Origin of the sequence: Pseudomonas sp. RA_105y_Pfl2_P56 (assembly GCF_963970845.1) — a bacterium.
In the GTDB taxonomy this organism is placed as follows: Bacteria; Pseudomonadota; Gammaproteobacteria; order Pseudomonadales; family Pseudomonadaceae; genus Aquipseudomonas; species Aquipseudomonas baetica_A.
In genome coordinates, this window is sequence record NZ_CAXAPL010000044.1 from 1 (window position 1) to 17,186 (window position 17,186).

The following is a 17,186-nucleotide window of genomic DNA, read 5'->3' on the forward strand; positions in this document are numbered from 1 at the left end:
TGGAAGACAGCAATGAATCAGTTTGCGATTCTTTATGGAGATCGATTTACCAGGTTGAACTGGTGAAAGAAGGGCTTGCCTTACGGCAGGCCGTTACCGGCCCGCACACAAAAAATCTGACACTCCCGCATACCTCCAAGGACGGTATCCCGCGCACAGCCGCCATGACACAAACAACGGGCACCGAGGTGCCGTGAGGTTGGCGATTATGCATCAGTAATCGGGCCGCAACGCCCCATCGCTGAATTTGCAGCGACCCCTCGAGCCTATCCACCCGATTTCCGACGCACAACCGACGCGACTTGTCGGAAATCTCCGCGCGATCACCAGTACCTGTAGGACAAGCACAATTCCTACAACATGGTATTGCTCGCGGTCGTGCTGGCACAGCAGGCCGAGTTGCAGCCAACACAAATCGTGACCGATACCGACGCCTACGGTGATGAGGTGTTCGGATTGTTCCGTCTGCTCGTTTATCACTTCTGTCCACACCAGGCTGACGTTGGTGGTACCCGGTTCTGACGCACACGTCCGGACGCGGTTTACGGTAAGTTCAATGGACTTGTCTGCCAGACGGTCAAGTTCGAACTGATCGCTGAGGACTCGGATGATTTGTTGCGCCTGAGGGTGAATATCATCGTGCTCTGGAATACCCTCTACATAACGGCCGCCGTGGAATGACTAAAACAACGCGGCTACACGGTACTGGTCGAAGATCTGGCTCGGCTATCGCAGCTAATTTTCGAACACATCAATATGCTGGGACGGTACTCCTTCGCAGTACCGGAAGAGGTCGCTCGAGGTGAGCAGCGGCCAGTGCGTAATCCAGACGATGGCTGTGAGGTTGACCAGGAACAGTTTTGAAAAAACCTTTATGGGTATTGAACCGGTGTGAGTTTACTTTCGTGAAAAAAACCACTTAACTTTCCGTTTGGCCGGTAGTGAAAGTGAATGAATGAATATACAAGAAAAAGCAATCCAGCCAATAAATGGGTGTTCTGCAGTTATTTCTGGTCTATGCCCTAAAAATAGAAAGTCATTGTTTTCAATGATGTCTATATAAGGTACAACAAAGAGGCCGTTGAATATCAGGCAGAAAAAAAGCTTAATGTTATTTAAGTTTTTTCCCGAGAGACGTATTTTTAGAAGGAACGCGAAAAAAATACCGCAAACGGCCAAGATAGGAAAAATCCACACAATCATTTCGTGGTCTCTTGGTAGATCTGCTTTCCTGTTTGGAAATCAGTATGTATTTCAAGCCCCCATGCGCTAACGCCCATTCCTTTATAAGATCGTACATAGTCTGCTCTGACATATCTAAACAAGCGCCAGGCATCAGGCTTTAATATGTATCGACTAAGGCCATAGACAGAGAGGCCTAAGTCAGCGGTACTGTAGGCTAAATTCCCTTCGCGCGCTTCATATCCCACCGACTTTGCTATGGTTTGATAACCCTTCCTGACAAGACCTTCTGTATCAGTTCGATCCTCTAAAAGATTGCGTCCGTTTTCATAAATGTTATTTGCTCCATGGGCCATCATTGGCACACCAGCCACGAGACACAGCGTCCCTGCTGAGGCATAGCATATCCCACCGCCTGCTATAACCTGCATTGCACCCGCGATAGCACCGGCACCTTTTTTGGCTATTTCCCACGACTGATTAAGCAAACTGCTTTGTTCGTTCTTCAGTTCCTGTAAACCCTGCTCAGTAGTTTTTTTCCCCTGAGAAACGTCATCTACAATGCTTTTGGCGTAATAAGCGATTTCGCGGTTGAACTGCAAGCGCAGCATGCCGTCTTTGATGTGTCTAACACCTAATGTGCTGGCTTGGCTTCCAAGTTTTCCAGCAGCGGCACTGACCATCCAGTAGTCACAACTGCCAGGCGTGCAACTCTCGCTCAGTTGTTTCATTCGTTATTCCCCCATGTGCCATATCCGCTGGTGCCAGCAGTATGGTGGGTCCAAGTTATATCTTGGTAACGGATGGCTATATGTTCTTGTGGCTCGGCATCGTTCTGCAAAATAGAATGAGGCATTTCAAGTGTTAGGTCAGCAATAATTCCGCCATTGATCGAGACGGAATAAAATCTTTCCTGTATGCCGGAAGATGACACTCGATAAAAGCTAATTGTGCAGTCTATTTTCTCTCTAGTTGAGAGTGCTTGGGCGAGGAGTGGCGAGGATTTATCAACATTTTTGGTTGTGATGATTGGATTATGTGTTGGCTTATTGATATTTCCGATGTTGACCATGTTATGTGAGTAAGACAGCACCATGATTTCGTCGATATGCCCAGTCTGACACTTGTTGCCAATAGAGTCTTGGGTTGAACAACCCGCCGAAATCAATCCTTGAGCCTTGCCGGTAATGGTCATATAACCATGGTTAGCCATACGTGACACTCCTTTTTAGTCGACCGAACATCCTATTACAAGGGGTTCAGGTGCGCTGTAGGGCGTTTCTGAAAAGCCATACGAAATATTCTGAATCCGGATCCGACGGCAACTCCGGGAGAATCTGGCTCGTAAGTTTGTGGGTAGGTCGCGAAACCAGGGTATGCGAGCTTTATTTGGCGTGCCATTGTCACTGTCCACCGGTGGCGATGAAATGGGCACGCATGGCTTCCTATTTGCTATCCCCCCCCTTCGAGTCCTGCCATACAAGCTGGCTTGCCAGCGATGGAGGCCTGTCAGCCGACCAATTTCCGGGTGGTTTACTCGATTCATCTGTAGGAGTTGCCGCAGGGAGGGTGTCAGGTTTTGGCGGGGATTTCGTGGTTATCCAACACGCGGTTCACCGCGAGTTCGGCGGCTTCGTGGAATTTCTTCGAATCGGGGGATTGGTAGGACGAGGTGTCGTTTGGTGCAGGCGGATTGGGTGTTGGTTTTTTCATGGTGAAACTCCGAATGATAAGTGGGGCTGTCACTCTCAATCACCGCGACGCGACAGAGGGTGGCAGCTGTACGCGGGTTCGCGGACCGAGCCATTCGGCAATCTCGGCATACCCGAAGGTATCCCGCGCACAGCCACCATCAAACCAAACCAAAAGCACCTGAGCGCTTCAGTTTGGGCCGGCGATTATGCATCAAATCGAATGAACTGCTCGGGCCGCGACGCCCGCTCGCTGAATTTGCAGCGAGCCTGCGAGCCTATCCACCCGATTTCCGAAGCACAACCGACGCGACTTGTCGGAAATCTCCCACCAAACGCTGATGCTGTAGGACATCCCCAATCCCTCTGTAGGAGCAGCCTTCGGCAGCGCCTACAGGGGGCGTGACAGTGGTGGGGTTTTTCGTTTGTGCATCAAGTGGGCTTACGCCAGCCGACTACAACCGCAACCCCCTCAACCGTGATAGCGCACTACATAACCCTTATAGCCTGTGGAGGAAAACGTAGGCCCACACACAACGATGCGCTGATCTTTCATGACGACACAGTCCGTGAGCGTTGGACTCCCTTGTGGATTTCTGTAGACAGCCCAGCCTGTTTTGTTGAACGACATGTCTGGAGCAGCGTCAACCAGATAACGAGCGATCAGGATGGAAGGATCTTGACCTACGAAGGCACCGCCACCCGATCCGCTGACGAGGAGTGCGCTATTTGTCTGCCATGCACAATAGTGCCATCTCACGCCTTCTGGCAGCATGTCGGAATACAAGGTTTTGCCGCCATTGAAGACAAGGTTGGCAGAGCCTCCTGGGTTCAGAACGGTGATCCAGCCCTTGCCGATACGTTCTCGAGTCAGCTCCCCGACAACGGCGATTGCGCCGTCAGCCTTTCTCACGGCGAGCGCTTCTACCCAACTCCAACCGTTGCCGGCAGTCAGGGGGATAGTTGCAATACCTTGGTCGGCAAATCCGCTATCCGGTTGGCCATTTTCCAGATAGCGCGCTACATAGATTCCGTACGTGGCGTTCTCATCCAATGGTTGGAATGTACCGGCGACCAGGACTTTTCCGTCTTCTTGCACTACAAGGGCCTGGACTCCGTTGTACTGATGCTCAATCGCGCTGAGTTCGATCAGCGTAAATCCCTTGCCATTGAAGGATGTGTCTAATTCGCCATTCCGGTGGAGGCGAACCACGATTCCCCTCAAGTCATAGGCAGAATCCGAGACGTGATCGATCAACACGATTTTTCCGTCGGGCAATACGACGGAGGAAGGCGCCGCAGACCCTGCGTTGCCGCTCGACTGTTGAAGGGGGGTCGGATCCTGTGCCCGTTTGGCCAGAATGGCGGCCAGAGCTTGCTCATCGGGAACGGCGAGTTTCTGGGTGTCAACGTAGACTATGCCGTTGTCGCCAAAGTCGGGATAGGGTGTGCCATCTACGAGCAGGCGGACGACGACCTCATAACCGTCGGAGAAATGCTCGTCTACCGCTCGCAGGACCTGGCCTGTGAGGATCCATCCTCCAGCGGGATGTGAGGCCAGCACGGGAATCGAAAACTCTTCATTTTTTGCAAAATGGATTTCGACAGAACCGCCAACGCCAAATGTTTCGTCCGGTGTTCCGTCAGCGTTCAATTGTGTTAGTACGGCGGGTCCGCGACGCGTCGATGGCTCTTCGGCAATGAGCAATTTGCCATCGGCAAGTTCGAGCATTGACTCTGGACTGTTGCCTGTCCGCCCCTTGATCGGCCAGCCGACCGCCCCATCAACACCAAAAAGAGGGTCGAGTGTGCCCGGTTCATTGATTGCCTGTGACTGATTCATGATCGGTGTCCTTGTGTGGAGGCGAATGCCTTTGCAACGCCAATGGAACACCTGGGGGGAGTTGCTGACACCTGTCAGAATTGACAGTTCTACAGTCTTTTAAAGCCAGACTAGTGGCTTTAGGGGGCAGGGAGGGGTGGAAAACAGAAATCTCGAAGGGGCGGACAGGGTTCGGCCCGGCGGGTATTTTTCAGATTGTCCGCCTGCGGTCGAATCTGCTGCGCAGGTAAATGGCGTGCACAAAAAAGGCGATGTCCCTCACGAGACATCGCCTTTGTTTTACCGCCGATAAAACTTATTCCGGCAGTTTGTACGCAATCACATAGTCACCCATCTTGGTGCCCAGCGAGCCGTGGCCGCCGACAACCAGCAGGACGTATTGTTTGCCGTCCTTGCCGGTGTAGGTCATCGGAGTCGCTTGACCACCTGCTGGCAGACGCGCTTTCCACAACTCTTTACCGGAGTTGACGTCGTAGGCGCGCAGGTACTGGTCGAGGGTGCCGCTGAGGAAGCCGACGCCGCCGGCCGTCACGATCGAGCCGCCCATGCTGGGCACGCCGAGGGTGAAGCCGATCGGGATGGGCGAGCTGTCGCGGCTGGTGCCGTTCTTGCGTTTCCACACGACTTTGCCGGTGGTCAGGTCGATACCGGCGACGTAGCCCCAGGCCGGGGCCTGGCACGGTACGCCGAGTGGCGACATGAACGGGTGCATGATCACCGCGTAAGGCGCGCCGGTGTTCGGTTGCACGCCGGCGGTTTCGCTCTCGCGTTTGCTGCCGGCGGCGACTTGCGCGCGTGGCACCATTTTCGAAACGAAGGCCATGTAGTTCGGGCTGGTGAAGAGCATCTGGCGAACCGGATCGACCGACACGCCGCCCCAGTTGAACACACCGACGTTACCCGGGTAGATCAGGCTGCCCTGTTCGGACGGCGGGGTGTACTGGCCTTCATAACGCAGTTCCTTGAACTGGATGCGGCACAGCATCTGGTCGAACGGGCTGGCGCCCCACATGGCTTTTTCGGTCAGTTCCGGGGCCAGCAGGTTGAGGTCCGAACGGGCCTGGGTCGGTGCGGTGTGGTCGCCTTTCACGGCGCCTTGCGGTACCGGGATTTCGCGGATCGGGATGATCGGCGTGCCGTCACGACGGTCGAGGACGTACAGGCTGCCTTGTTTGGTCGGAGCGATCAGCGCCGGTTTCACGCCGTCGGCGGTTTTCATGTCGAGCAGGGTTGGCTGGCTGCCAACGTCCATGTCCCACAGGTCATGGTGGGTGAACTGGTAGTTCCAGCGCACTTTACCGGTGGCCAGGTCCAGAGCAACGACACCGGCGCTGAATTTCTCGGCGCCCGGGGTGCGGTCAGCGCCCCATTGGTCTGGAGTCTGGTTGCCCAGTGGCAGGTAAACCATGCCGAGTTTTTCGTCGACACTGGCCAGCGACCACATGTTGGCCGAGTTGCGGCTGTAGGTTTCGCCTGGTGCCAAAGGTTCGGTGGCGTCTGGCTTGTCGCTGTCCCAGTTCCACACCAGGTGCCCGTCGCGCACGTCGAAGGCGCGGATCACGCCCGATGGCTCGTTGGTCGACTCGTTGTCGGTGACGTGACCGCCCATGATCACCAGATCACGGGTAATCGCGGCAGGCGAGGTGGAGTAGTAACCACCGGCGGTGAACGGGCCGATGCCTTGGGTCAGGTCAACCACACCGTTTTTACCGAAGCCTTCGCAGATTTTGCCGGTGTCGGCGTTCAGGGCGATCAGGCGCGCATCAGCGGTTGGCAGGTACAGACGACGCGGGCAGGCCTGGGCAACGGCTTTGCCGGCTTCGGAAATCACCGCCGAGGCTGCGTTTTCAGTTTTGGCGTAAGCCGCTTCGTCGTAGTACGACACGCCACGGCAAGTCATGTGGGCGAAGCCTTTGAAGCCGACCGGGCTTTTGATCTGCGGGTCGAAGCGCCACAGTTCCTTGCCGGTGTCCGGATCCAGTGCCAGCACTTTGCTGTGCGCGGTGCAGGCATAGATCATGCCGTTGGCTTTGAGCGGAGTGTTTTCGTTGGTCAGCTCAACCGGGTCATCAGCGGTCGGCAGGTCGCCGGTCTGGATGCGCCAGGCTTCTTGCAGCTTGCCGACGTTGGCCGGGGTGATCTGCTTCAACGGCGAGTAACGATCACCGAATTCGCTGCGGCCGTAGGCCTGCCAGTCGCCATCAGGCATGGCTGGCGCGGTGCTGGTCATGTCGGCAGTGTCGCGGCCCAGTTCGCCGAAGGTTTCGCCCGGGTGGGTGAACAGGCTGGCCAGAGCGGTGACGCCGGCCAGAACCACGGCCACGGTCAAACCGCCGGTGCCCATCGGCGCAGGGCCTGCGAGCAGCAATGGACGACGCAACCACGGCAGCAGCATGACGAAGCCCAGAACAAACCACAGCGCCAGGCGCGGCACCAGTTGCCACCAGTCCAGACCGACTTCCCACAAGGCCCAAACAGTGCTGGCGAACAGCACGATGGCGTACAGGCCCAGCGCTGCGCGACGTCGCAGCAGCATCAGAATGCCGGTCAGGGCGATGCCGATACCGGCCAGCAGGTAGTAAAGCGAGCCGCCCAGCATGCTCAGTTTGACTCCCCCGGCCAGCATGGCCAGGCCCATCAGTAGAAGCAGAATGCCGAGCAGGCTCGGTAGCAGACGGCCTCGACTCGAAGCACTTTCGGTGCTCATAGTGTGAATCTCCGTGACGTTTATGTAGTCCCGCGCTGTAGTCACTTTAGATGACGATTGGACGTGGGCATGGTTCAGATAAAAACTTGTCTGGCTAACTATTTTTTCTGTGGGAGCAAAAACCCTCCCACAGGGGTACAGCGGTGTCGGTTAGAACGAGGACTGGATCTTGATTCCGCCGATCAGGGCGTCATCGACCTTGTCCACGCCACCCGGGTGGCGGATGTATTGCAGGTTCGGGCGTACGGTCAGCCAGTTCGTTACATGCACGCCGTAATACAGTTCGGCGCTGTATTCGGTGTCCTGAGGCGGCAGGAACGACGGGTCGTCGTAGTCGTAGACGGCGTTGGCGCGGTTGCTTGCTTCGGCGTTTTTACGCAAGGCCGGGTTGACGTGTACGCGGGCGAGGGCGAAACCGATGTCATCCTTGGCGCGCGCATCGAACGGGCCTTTGTAGGTGAGGCCGGCCTGCACGTAGTTGTCGATGGCGTTGGTTTTCTTGTCGTGCATCGTGCCGTTGGCGAACACGCTCAAGCCGCGGCTGTTATCGCTGGCCATGCTGGTGATTTGCTGTTGAACACCCAGCCACACGCCGTGTTTGCTCGACGCGCTGCGGTAGGCTTGGCCGCTGAGGGCCGCCGGTTGGCCATGGTTGTCTTTGTAGACGTCGGTGGCGTTGGCGTTGCTGTAGTAGTAACCGGCGCGGTATTCGCCCGGCAGGCCGTTGAGTTTCGGCGTCCACACCAGTTCAATCGGCAGGATCGCGCCTTGGGTGCCGCTGCCGCTGAGTTTGAAGCCGTTGCCGCGGTCGAGGTTCGACGGGTTCTGCTCGTAGGCGCCGACCTGTGCGTACAGCTCCGGCGTCAGGTGATATTTGACGCGCAAGGCCCACTGGCTGACCGGCCAGTTGTACCAGATGCCGCCGACCCAGTTGCCGACCTGCGAGCCGCAGAACGCCAGGTTCTGGAAGTCGCACGGGAAGCTGTTGAAGTCTTCGCCTTCGCCGAAACGACCGATCTTGATGTCGAGTTTCTGATCGAAGAATTTCTGCTGATACCACATCTGCGTCAGGCGCGTGGTCTGGCCACGGCCCCAGACTTCCTGAGCCGAGGTGAAGCCACCGACACGTGGATCGTTGATGCGGTCGTTGCTGATGTTGTTGCCGTTGCGTTTGGTAATGGTCAGTTGAAACTCGGCGTCGTCCCAGCCGAGGATTTTTTGCAGGTCCAGGTGCGTGCCCAAGCCGAACTGATCGCTGTAGCGCGCGGTACGGTCGTGGTCGTAGCCGCCGTGCAGGTTGCTGCCCATTTCACCGGTGTAATCGAGCTTGAAGTCGTAGCCTTTTTCCGAGAGTTCTGTGCGCGTGCCGTTCCAGTCACCGAGCATGTAAGGTGATTCACTGTCGAACGCGGGAGCCGCTTGGGCGCAGGTGGCGAGGCCAAGGGCCGTGCAGCCGCCGATCAGGCGCAGGGATGAGATAGCGCTGTCTCGGAAAAACGGAAAATCGGGCATAAAGGGGTCTTTCTTGATCTTTTTTGGGGGATGAGCTGAGCGCTACGATTTGACGCAGGCAGTGAAGCGATTCAGCGGAAGGGCGGCAGGATAATGATCTGTAACAAAAAGACAAAGGGGTTTTGTTGACATGGATCGTTTCCGATTCGGTAACAGTGCGTCAAACGGGCGCATGGCGAGTCAGGTCACAGGCTGCGATCTTCTCGGGTTGGCCTACATTTGAAGCAAGCCCTTCCACCCGAACACCCCCTCGGCTAAGGTGCGCGGCTTCTGCATATTCACTTCGTCCAAAGGCCTGGCATGAACGAACACTCCCCCGATCCGCTGCACGGCGTGACCCTCGAACACATCCTCACGGCGCTGGTGGCCCACTACGAATGGTCGGGGCTGGCCGAACGCATCGACATTCGTTGTTTCAAAAGCGATCCGAGCATCAAGTCGAGCCTGACGTTTTTGCGTAAAACACCGTGGGCCCGAGAGAAGGTCGAGCGCCTGTACGTCAAGCTTGCGCGTACCAAGCGACCGCTCTGAGATGAACGCCTCGTTGCAGCGACGTCTGATCATTTTCGCTGCCATCCTCGGCTGGACGGGGTTGGGCCTTCAGCTCTATCTGATTTTCTTCGCCCGTTTGAGCGTCGATGCCGGTTTGCTGGGTGGGCTGGTGAGTTTCTTCAGCTATTTCACGGTGCTGACCAACACGCTGGTGGCGACGGTGCTGACCTGTGCCGTCACGCCGCGTGACGGCGCCGCGCGTCGCTGGTTTCTGCAACCCTGGGTGAGTAGCGCAGTGGCAGTGAGCATCGCCGTGGTTGGCCTTGCCTACAGCCTGTTGCTGCGGCATTTATGGCACCCCGAAGGTTGGCAATTGATCGCTGACGAATTGCTCCACGACGTCATGCCGCTGGTGTTTCTGGGCTATTGGTGGTTTTGCGTGCCGAAGGGCACGTTGCGTTTGTGGCATCTGCCGTTGTGGCTGATTTACCCGCTGGTGTATTTCATTTACGCCTTGCTGCGCGGGCATTTGCTGGGCGCGTATGCGTACCCGTTCATTGATGTCGCGGTGTTGGGTTATCCACAGGTGTTCCTCAATGCCGGGGGGATTTTGGTGGGGTTTGTGGTGACTGGGTTGGCGGTGATCGGCATCGACCGCTGGCGAGCACGGTAGGTGCGAGCCTGCTCGCGATCGCGGTGAATCAGTCACTGTTATTGACTGACGCTGCGCCTTAGCGGGCAAGCCCCACACAGGGCGATGTCACTCTTCTTCAGAACCCTCGGCGCGCCAGTAGCCGACGGCTTTCACCAGCTTCTCGTCCAGCCCGTGCTCATCAAGCAGCACCCGGCGGATCTGCCTTGAGACCTTGTTCTGCGTCGCTACCCACGCATACAGATTGCCCTTGGGCACCTGCAATTGCTGGACGGTGGTTATCAGGTTGTCCTTGCCGCCCTCACGCAGTACCCAGATCACATTGACCTGCGCGGGGCTTTCCAGCACTTGTTGCTCACTGCCGTTTTCCACTTCGATCACCACCAGCGCCTTGCGATTGGCTGCCAGGCCTTCTAGGCGGCGGGCGATGGCGGGCAGGGCGGTTTCGTCGCCGATCAGCAGGTAGCTGTCGAAGATGTCCGGCACGATCATCGAACCGCGCGGCCCGCCGATGTGCAGGTACTGCCCGGGTACAGCCTGTTCGGCCCAGGTCGAGGCAGGGCCGTCGCCGTGCAGGACGAAGTCGATGTCCAGTTCCAGTGTGTCGGGGTCATAGCGGCGCGGGGTGTAGTCGCGCATCTCGGGCATCGGGCCGTTGTCCTTGCCGGCGCCGAGTTCCAGGGTTTCCAGCGCCGCTGCTTGTTCGGCGGTCTGGGGGAACAACAGTTTGACGTGGTCGTCCGTGCCCAGGCTGATAAACCCGGCCAGTTCCGGCCCGCCCAGGGTGATGCGGCGCATGCGCGGGGTCAGGTTGACCACCCGTAGCACTTGCAATTTGCGACGTTTAATTTCGTGCATCACGCGGTGAATGGTTTGCGTATCGACTGCGGTCATTCGGCTTTCTCCGGGGCAAGTTGAACGGCAGGGCCGTCGACGATGGCTTTGGCGGTGTCGTTGAGCAGGTCGCGCACGCGCAGGATTTCTTCCGGGCTCCAGCGTCCGTGGTGCAGTTGCAGGGCGTGGCGCAAGTTGTGCACCGCCTCGTGGATTTCCGGCGGGCGGTCATGCCCGCGCAACGAGCGCTTGCTGACGTCGATGCGCATGCGCACGCCATCGAGTGCAACGGCTTGCTCACTTAAAGACAAACGACCGGCGTCGGTCACGCTGTAACGTTTTTTTCCGGCTTCGGCGTCTCCCGCAATCAGGTCGCTTTCTTCCAGAAAGGTCAGGGTCGGATAGATCACACCGGGGCTCGGGCTGTAGGCGCCGTCGAACATGCCCTCGATCTGGCGAATCAGGTCGTAGCCGTGGCACGGCTGTTCGGCGATCAGCGCCAGCAGCAGCAATTTCAGATCGCCGGGGGCGAACACCCGTGGGCCACGGCCGCCGCGCTCACGACCGGGGCGCTTCTCGAAACCGTCGCGGCCGTCGCCGTGGTGGGAATGAGGGTCTCTCATTGCTGTCTTCTCTCGTCATGTTTAGATACAACTTAAGATATATCTTAATGATCGTGCAAGGCGTTTTTCCCAAGGTGACAGGTGTGTCTGACGAGCGGCTCTCATCCGGGAATGCAACAGGTCGAATGTTGATGCTTGCCCGGCGATCAATAACTTTGAAGTTAAAGTTAAGACTCTATATAATCGAGTAACTATTCTAAAGTTCTAACTGAGCCCCGCTATATCTGGGCGATATTGCTGTATGGTTTTTTAACGTTATCTGTGTGTAGGGCGTAACTTACAGCCACTGTTTTGAATATCGTTCTTTTGTTCTTTTTTCTGGCGGGTCATGGGGTTGTTGAACTACGAACTTATAGGAAGTTACTTGCTTACTTTGCAGAGGGAACAGTCGATGATGCCCCGGCATTGAAAGTTCAAGTTGATCTGGCTCAACTCCCGTGACGTTTGATTTGAACTTTCAATCCACTCCTTCTCAATAAAGAAAACAAGGTACTGAACGATGTTCAAGAAAATCGCAATCGCCGCTCCTTTGGCTCTTCTGGCACTCGGTTCATCGGGAGCGTTCGCCGCCGGTGAAGCTGCTCACTCCATCAGCATCGTCGCTCACGTGCCGACCAACGGCTTCTATGTCGTGCCGACCAATCCTGATCTGGTCAACAAGGATCAGGACATGAGCTATCAGCCAACTACCGGCAAGATGGGCGAAGTCAACGGTTTCTTCGATGTGCGCAACAACAACGGTTCGGTTCACGCGAGTGTAGACAGCGTGCCAAAACTGATCTCGGGCTCCAATGAGATCGCGCTTAAAGTCGAAGTCAATAACAAGACCCTGACCACCACCCCTCAGGAAGTTGTCGGTGAGGCAGAGTCGGACGTGAACTATCGTGCGCCGATCAAAATCAGTGCCATCGGTACAGCTTTCAACCCTGGCGACTACACCGGTGTTGTGGCAATGACCTTTGATGCCGTGCCACCGGTCGGTACGCCTTGATCGAGCGATCCGGCAACCGGCGCTGAGTTCTCCACAGTGCTGACCGACGGGGCAAGCCACTGGGGTTGTCCCGTCGGACTTCATCATTCGTAATCAGAGTAAGAGTTCATGTTCCCGATGACACCCATCGCGGCTGCGCTTGCGCTGTTGTTTTGTGCCAGCGTAGCCGTGGCTTCCAATTCCGCCGGCACGACGCCGCGAAGTCTGTTGGCCCAGGCCAAAGGCCTGCCGGCGGATTTCGAGGAGCATTTCTTTGATGTGCCTCTGGCTGTTCGGGTTGAACTCGATCGCCAGCCGTTGGGCGAAGCCATGGTGGTGTTGTCCCGCGACGACCGCATTACCTTGCTTGAATTCACCGACACCAGCGAGAACCGTTTCGGCCCTGCCGAGCGGGAAAAATGGGCGAGTTTTCTCAAGCCCGGCGTGCCTCTGGGCAACTGCGTCGGTTCCTGTCCGGATCAGGTGCTGGCCGTGCATTACAACCTGGAAAACTCGTTGGTCTCGATCCTCACCGAAAATGCCGAGCGCGACGTTGAAGCCAAGCGTTATTACGAACAGCCCAAAGACGGCAGTAACGGTTTGATGGTGCGCAATCAGCTCAACCTCAATGGCGGTCAGGGTCAGGATCTGGGCGGACGTTTCGGTCTTGAGGCCAGCAGCAGTCTGGGCAACTGGAGCCAGACGCTGAACCTGCAACTGGCGCGCCTCGGCGGGCCGGACGACAAGCTTTACCACGCTCTACACGAATTCCACACCCAGCGCGAATTGCAAGGCAGTTTTTTTCGACTGGGCTATTTCACCCCCAATTCCGAAGGGTTGACCCGCCAGCCGCGTACGTTCGGCAACAGCCCAGACACGGCCGTCGGCGTGATGTACGGCAGCTCCGACAGTCTGGCGATCAACAGCCCGATGCCCAGCGTCTATCCGATCTATGTCACCGCCAACCGCCAGGGTTCGGTGGAGATCTATCGCGATGGCTTGCTGATCAACACGCAATCGGTGCCCGCCGGTTTGCAAACACTCGACACCCGGCCCTTGCCCGGCGGCATCTATGAAGTGGAAGTGCGGCTGATCGAAGACGGCCAGATCACCTCCACCACTCAGGAGCTGGTGTACAAGCCCAACAACTGGCGCAACCTCGATGAGCGCTGGCGCTATAACGTGTTTGCCGGTGAGGAAAGCAAGCTGCTGAGCAACTGGGACACCCAGTCCAGCGGCAGCCCCACGGCAGGCGCGGCGGTCAACTACCTGATGCACCCGCGGGTGATTCTCGGGCTGTCGGCGCGCCAGATCCGCGAAAAACTGCAGTACGGCACGTCCATCGACTGGACGCTGGCCAATCACATCAGCGTGTACGCCAACGTTTACAAGACCGAGGACTACGGCACGGGCCTGGATCTGCAAAGTCTATACAGCTACGGGGCCGGCAGTGTGGTGGCCAGCCACAGCCGCAGTTGGCTCGACACCACCAACACCTACGACACGCTGCCGGACGGCACGCGGGTTCGCCCACGCAACGTGTTTATCGGCCAGACCAGCAACTCGTCACTGGCAGTCAACCATCGGGTCAGCAGCAAGAGTTCGCTCAACGCCAGGGTCTCCCACAGTGAGGGGAACGTTGAGGGCATCGGACTGGATATGGGCTGGACGCAACGCACCGAACTGTTTGGCAGCGACGCCAGTTGGCGCTTGTCGCTGTTTGATCGCCCGGGCAGTTACAGCAGCGGCGATGCGCGCAATCGCGGGGTCGATCTGAGTGTCAATCTGGCGCTCGGTGCCCCCGGTCAGCAGATTACCGGCAGCATCGGTTCGCGCACGGCCCGTGACGGCAGCCGCGACAACAATGGCTCGATCGGTTGGCGAAAGGACCTGAAAGACCATGTGCTGCAAAGCGTGTCGGTGACGGCATTGACCGACACCTATGGCGTGGGGATGTCCAGCCTGGCGAACTTTCGTACCGACGCGGTCAGCGGCGACGGTTTCATTCAGCGTTCGTCCTATAGCGGTAATTTTACCGGTGGCCTCAACGTCGATAGCACGCTGGTGGTCGGCGGCCAGCAGATGCTCATGACCAGCCAGAGCGAAATGCGCGGGGCGGGGATGATCGTCGATGTTGAGTCGGACATCGATGACGTCATCTTGCGCGCCGACGATTACGTCGGCGGCAGCGCGGTATTGAAACCGGGGCGCAACTTCATTCCGATCACGGCCTATCAAAACAGCTCTGTGGGTTTCGATTTCGAAGGCAATCACGTCCCGGCAGCCACCATCGAGCCGGCGCGCACCCGTTATCACCTGAACAAGGGTGGGGTGGGTTACAGCAAGATCCGCGTGATGAAAACCCTGACCGTGCTCGGCCGTCTGGTCGACGGGCAAGGGCGGCCGCTCAAGGGTCACCATGTGATCAACCACGCCAGTCGCGGGGTGACGGAGGTGGACGGGTTTTTCTCGATGGAAATGAACGCCGGCTCGCCGACGCTGCAAGTGCGTCGTGATAACCAATTGCTCTGCCAGTTCCGGCTGGAAGAAAACCAGCATCGCCGCGAAAACAATGTGCTGATGATCGGCGATTTGCGCTGCACACCGGACACCCTGGCCGATGTGAACTCCACCGAACAGAAAGCGGGTTGATCCCAATGAGAAAATCCACATGCCTCTTGGGGTTGTGCGTGGCGCTGGCCCTGCCGGTGGTCGAGGCGGCCAGTCAGGAGATTCGGGCGTTGTTCCAGCCTGACCCGTCGCAGCCGCGCAAGAACGTGTTCCTCAACAAGACCGCCAACAGTGGGTACTGCGCCGACTACCCGGATCAATGTGAGGAAAACTCGATGTTCAGCATTCGGTTACCGGTCCGGTTCAATGCCCCTTTCACCCTCCCACCGAATTGGGGGATTGGAATAAAGGCGCCTGCCAACTGGCGCCCATTGACGGTGACCAATAGCGAGACGATGGAAACGGAAATCGTTGAAGTGCGTATCATCGGTGTCGGCTCCAACTATGTCCTGAGCCAGCCGGCCCACGAACTGGTCGGCGTGAGCGACGTAGTGCTGGGCCATCAACTGCTCTGGGAAAGCAGCAGTTGGGTACATGCGTCCCCGCCCTGCCAGTACAGCGGTGTCGGCGCTTACACTGCTGCCACCTACCGGTTTTTCTGGAAAACTCCCGTCGAGGGATACTGCACCAAGAAGTCGCTGGCGACCATTCCATCCATGTACTTCGATACCCTCGACTTCGCTTATGAACTGCGCACACCCAATCCGTTGGGCATGTCATCGGGTCTGTATACCGGCTCACTGACCTACAGCCTGGGCAATGGCGGCGATTTCGATATAGGGGGCGGTTTTCAACCGGACGACTCCAGCCTGACCCTGGACTTCGTGCTGGACGTGCAGCACACCCTGAAAGTCGATCTGCCACCGGGTGGCGATAAAGTGGTGCTGGAACCCGAGGGAGGGTGGACGCGCTGGATCAACAGCGGGCGCAAGCCATCCAGTATTTTCCGCGATCAACTGTTCTACATCTCTGCCTCGTCCCGGTTCAAAGTCATGATGCTGTGCAACTCCTACGGTGGTTCACGGTGCATCCTGCGCAGCCCGAATACCAATACCACCGAAGTCGAAACGTTCCTCACGTTGCCCCCCGGGGTCAGTGGTCCCGGAGGCGGAGACGTCAATCGGGTCATGTTGCTTTACAACACATGGATCGGTCCCTTCCAGCCGCAGATCTACCTTGAGCGCAAGGCCGGTTCTTTGCGTTTTGCAATGCCCAAGGACGCCATCGACTTTGTCTTGCGACCCGGTGTGAATGACACCTTCACCGGCAACATCACCATCATCTGGGACTCGGAAGTGTGAGCACCTCCGGCAGGCGATTTTCATTTTTCATGGAGCTGAAAACGATGAACCGTGGTTTTTTGCTGGGCGTGCTCAGCCTGTTTTGCCTGACGGCGCAGGCGGGCCCGCAGATCAATGTCGGCACTGTGTACGACTATCTCGATGCTGATAAAAGCACCTACCTCAAACGCGTGTTCAACAGCGGCGACGCCACGGCGTTCGTCAAGATCAACGTGCTGGAAATCGTCTACGACGCCGAGGGCAAGCCACAGGAAATTCCTGTGGCGAACGCCGCCGACGGTGCCTCGCGCAATGGCTTGATGGCAAGCCCCGCGCGGTTGATCGTGCCGGCCCAGGGCATGCAGGGCACCCGCTTGCTGTATATGGGCGAGCGTGATCGCGAGCGGTACTTCCGAGTGCGTTTTGTGCCAGTGGTGCCGGAAAAGGAAGACGAGTTCACCGTCACCGGCGAAGAGCGCGAAGACTACAAAAAAGCCCTCAAGGCCGGGGTCAATGTGATGACCGGATTCGGTACGGTTTTTTTCGTGCGGCCCAAAGATGCGCGGTTCGCCACTGCCATCAACGAAACCGACAGTCGCTACGAATTGCGCAACGACGGCAATACGGTGTTGATCGTCGACGAGTTCAAAAACTGTTCACTGACCAAGGAAACCGACTGCGGCGCGACGACCAAACACCATGTGCTGGCGGGCAATAGCTTCGCCTTCGACAAGGAGAAGGGGCGTGAGTATCGCTTCTTTCTGATCGAGGGCGCCGACAGGAAAGCCCTGAAAGTTGTGAGCCGCTAGGCCTGCTTTTCATTGACGCA

At 57.4% G+C, this 17,186-nt stretch carries 14 protein-coding genes and 2 pseudogenes; 8 read left to right on the plus strand and 8 right to left on the minus strand.

What is annotated here, in order from left to right:
• Both AACY11_RS23665 and AACY11_RS23670 read left to right on the plus strand, forming a co-directional pair.
• The coding region (locus AACY11_RS23665; RefSeq protein ID WP_339495823.1) for a hypothetical protein at positions 1-197 on the plus strand (197 nt) is incomplete at its 5' end.
• Positions 198-357: 160 nt separating this feature from the next.
• Positions 358-864: pseudogene (locus tag AACY11_RS23670) on the plus strand (Tn3 family transposase); the annotation flags it as partial.
• Between the two features lie 335 nt (positions 865-1,199).
• On the opposite strand, the gene AACY11_RS23675 reads toward AACY11_RS23670, so the two are convergent.
• The 6 genes and pseudogenes from AACY11_RS23675 to AACY11_RS23700 form a co-directional block, all read right to left on the minus strand.
• Positions 1,200-1,913, minus strand: a complete 714-nt coding sequence (locus AACY11_RS23675) for a DUF4225 domain-containing protein (RefSeq protein ID WP_339495824.1) — start codon at positions 1,911-1,913, stop codon at positions 1,200-1,202.
• Entirely contained in the window at positions 1,910-2,395 is a 486-nt protein-coding gene (locus AACY11_RS23680; RefSeq protein WP_339495825.1) for an Hcp family type VI secretion system effector, read from the minus strand. The genes AACY11_RS23675 and AACY11_RS23680 overlap by 4 nt, the downstream gene beginning before the upstream one ends.
• A gap of 386 nt (positions 2,396-2,781) precedes the next feature.
• Positions 2,782-2,895, minus strand: a pseudogene (locus AACY11_RS23685) (DUF6124 family protein); the annotation flags it as partial.
• A 450-nt stretch (positions 2,896-3,345) separates the two neighbouring features.
• A complete protein-coding gene (locus tag AACY11_RS23690; protein WP_339495827.1) occupies positions 3,346-4,716 on the minus strand; it encodes a hypothetical protein in 1,371 nt (456 codons plus the stop codon).
• Positions 4,717-5,011: 295 nt separating this feature from the next.
• Positions 5,012-7,423 carry a glucose/quinate/shikimate family membrane-bound PQQ-dependent dehydrogenase gene (locus AACY11_RS23695; protein ID WP_339495828.1) on the minus strand — a complete coding sequence of 804 codons (2,412 nt, stop codon included), beginning with the start codon at positions 7,421-7,423 and terminating at the stop codon, positions 5,012-5,014.
• 150 nt (positions 7,424-7,573) lie between these two features.
• Positions 7,574-8,935 carry a carbohydrate porin gene (locus tag AACY11_RS23700; RefSeq protein ID WP_339432858.1) on the minus strand — a complete coding sequence of 454 codons (1,362 nt, stop codon included), beginning with the start codon at positions 8,933-8,935 and terminating at the stop codon, positions 7,574-7,576.
• Positions 8,936-9,235: 300 nt separating this feature from the next.
• Here AACY11_RS23700 and AACY11_RS23705 point away from each other — a divergent pair, with 300 nt between their 5' ends.
• On the plus strand, positions 9,236-9,466 hold the full coding sequence (locus AACY11_RS23705; RefSeq protein ID WP_221732149.1) for a VF530 family protein: 231 nt from the start codon (positions 9,236-9,238) through the stop codon (positions 9,464-9,466).
• 1 nt (position 9,467) lies between these two features.
• On the plus strand, positions 9,468-10,100 hold the full coding sequence (locus AACY11_RS23710; RefSeq protein ID WP_339432860.1) for a Pr6Pr family membrane protein: 633 nt from the start codon (positions 9,468-9,470) through the stop codon (positions 10,098-10,100).
• Positions 10,101-10,187: 87 nt separating this feature from the next.
• Here the strand turns inward: AACY11_RS23710 and AACY11_RS23715 are convergent, their stop codons facing one another.
• Positions 10,188-10,973, minus strand: a complete 786-nt coding sequence (locus AACY11_RS23715; protein ID WP_339432861.1) for a siderophore-interacting protein — start codon at positions 10,971-10,973, stop codon at positions 10,188-10,190.
• Positions 10,970-11,536: a PadR family transcriptional regulator gene (locus AACY11_RS23720; RefSeq protein WP_221732146.1), complete on the minus strand. Its 567-nt coding sequence runs from the start codon at positions 11,534-11,536 to the stop codon at positions 10,970-10,972. Before AACY11_RS23720 ends, AACY11_RS23715 begins: the two co-directional genes overlap by 4 nt.
• A gap of 499 nt (positions 11,537-12,035) precedes the next feature.
• Between AACY11_RS23720 and AACY11_RS23725 the strand changes: the two genes are divergently transcribed.
• From AACY11_RS23725 to AACY11_RS23740, 4 genes are all read left to right on the plus strand, one after another.
• Positions 12,036-12,527 carry a CS1 type fimbrial major subunit gene (locus AACY11_RS23725; RefSeq protein ID WP_339432862.1) on the plus strand — a complete coding sequence of 164 codons (492 nt, stop codon included), beginning with the start codon at positions 12,036-12,038 and terminating at the stop codon, positions 12,525-12,527.
• Between the two features lie 108 nt (positions 12,528-12,635).
• The gene (locus AACY11_RS23730; protein WP_339465888.1) at positions 12,636-15,158 is read left to right on the plus strand and encodes a TcfC E-set like domain-containing protein; all 2,523 of its coding nucleotides are present in this window, start codon (positions 12,636-12,638) and stop codon (positions 15,156-15,158) included.
• A gap of 5 nt (positions 15,159-15,163) precedes the next feature.
• Positions 15,164-16,378, plus strand: a complete 1,215-nt coding sequence (locus AACY11_RS23735) for a hypothetical protein (RefSeq protein ID WP_339432864.1) — start codon at positions 15,164-15,166, stop codon at positions 16,376-16,378.
• Positions 16,379-16,422: 44 nt separating this feature from the next.
• Positions 16,423-17,166, plus strand: a complete 744-nt coding sequence (locus tag AACY11_RS23740) for a molecular chaperone (protein WP_339432865.1) — start codon at positions 16,423-16,425, stop codon at positions 17,164-17,166.
• Positions 17,167-17,186: the final 20 nt, after the last annotated feature.

What these genes read in the sequence shown, in the direction of transcription:
- AACY11_RS23690 (WP_339495827.1), bottom strand. Translation starts at nt 4,716, where the DNA reads ATGAATCAGTCACAGGCAATCAATGAACCGGGCACACTCGACCCTCTT.
- AACY11_RS23695 (WP_339495828.1), bottom strand. Translation starts at nt 7,423, where the DNA reads ATGAGCACCGAAAGTGCTTCGAGTCGAGGCCGTCTGCTACCGAGCCTG.
- AACY11_RS23705 (WP_221732149.1), top strand. Translation starts at nt 9,236, where the DNA reads ATGAACGAACACTCCCCCGATCCGCTGCACGGCGTGACCCTCGAACAC.
- AACY11_RS23675 (WP_339495824.1), bottom strand. Translation starts at nt 1,913, where the DNA reads ATGAAACAACTGAGCGAGAGTTGCACGCCTGGCAGTTGTGACTACTGG.
- AACY11_RS23715 (WP_339432861.1), bottom strand. Translation starts at nt 10,973, where the DNA reads ATGACCGCAGTCGATACGCAAACCATTCACCGCGTGATGCACGAAATT.
- AACY11_RS23700 (WP_339432858.1), bottom strand. Translation starts at nt 8,935, where the DNA reads ATGCCCGATTTTCCGTTTTTCCGAGACAGCGCTATCTCATCCCTGCGC.
- AACY11_RS23740 (WP_339432865.1), top strand. Translation starts at nt 16,423, where the DNA reads ATGAACCGTGGTTTTTTGCTGGGCGTGCTCAGCCTGTTTTGCCTGACG.
- AACY11_RS23720 (WP_221732146.1), bottom strand. Translation starts at nt 11,536, where the DNA reads ATGAGAGACCCTCATTCCCACCACGGCGACGGCCGCGACGGTTTCGAG.
- AACY11_RS23725 (WP_339432862.1), top strand. Translation starts at nt 12,036, where the DNA reads ATGTTCAAGAAAATCGCAATCGCCGCTCCTTTGGCTCTTCTGGCACTC.
- AACY11_RS23710 (WP_339432860.1), top strand. Translation starts at nt 9,468, where the DNA reads ATGAACGCCTCGTTGCAGCGACGTCTGATCATTTTCGCTGCCATCCTC.
- AACY11_RS23680 (WP_339495825.1), bottom strand. Translation starts at nt 2,395, where the DNA reads ATGGCTAACCATGGTTATATGACCATTACCGGCAAGGCTCAAGGATTG.
- AACY11_RS23730 (WP_339465888.1), top strand. Translation starts at nt 12,636, where the DNA reads ATGTTCCCGATGACACCCATCGCGGCTGCGCTTGCGCTGTTGTTTTGT.
- AACY11_RS23735 (WP_339432864.1), top strand. Translation starts at nt 15,164, where the DNA reads ATGAGAAAATCCACATGCCTCTTGGGGTTGTGCGTGGCGCTGGCCCTG.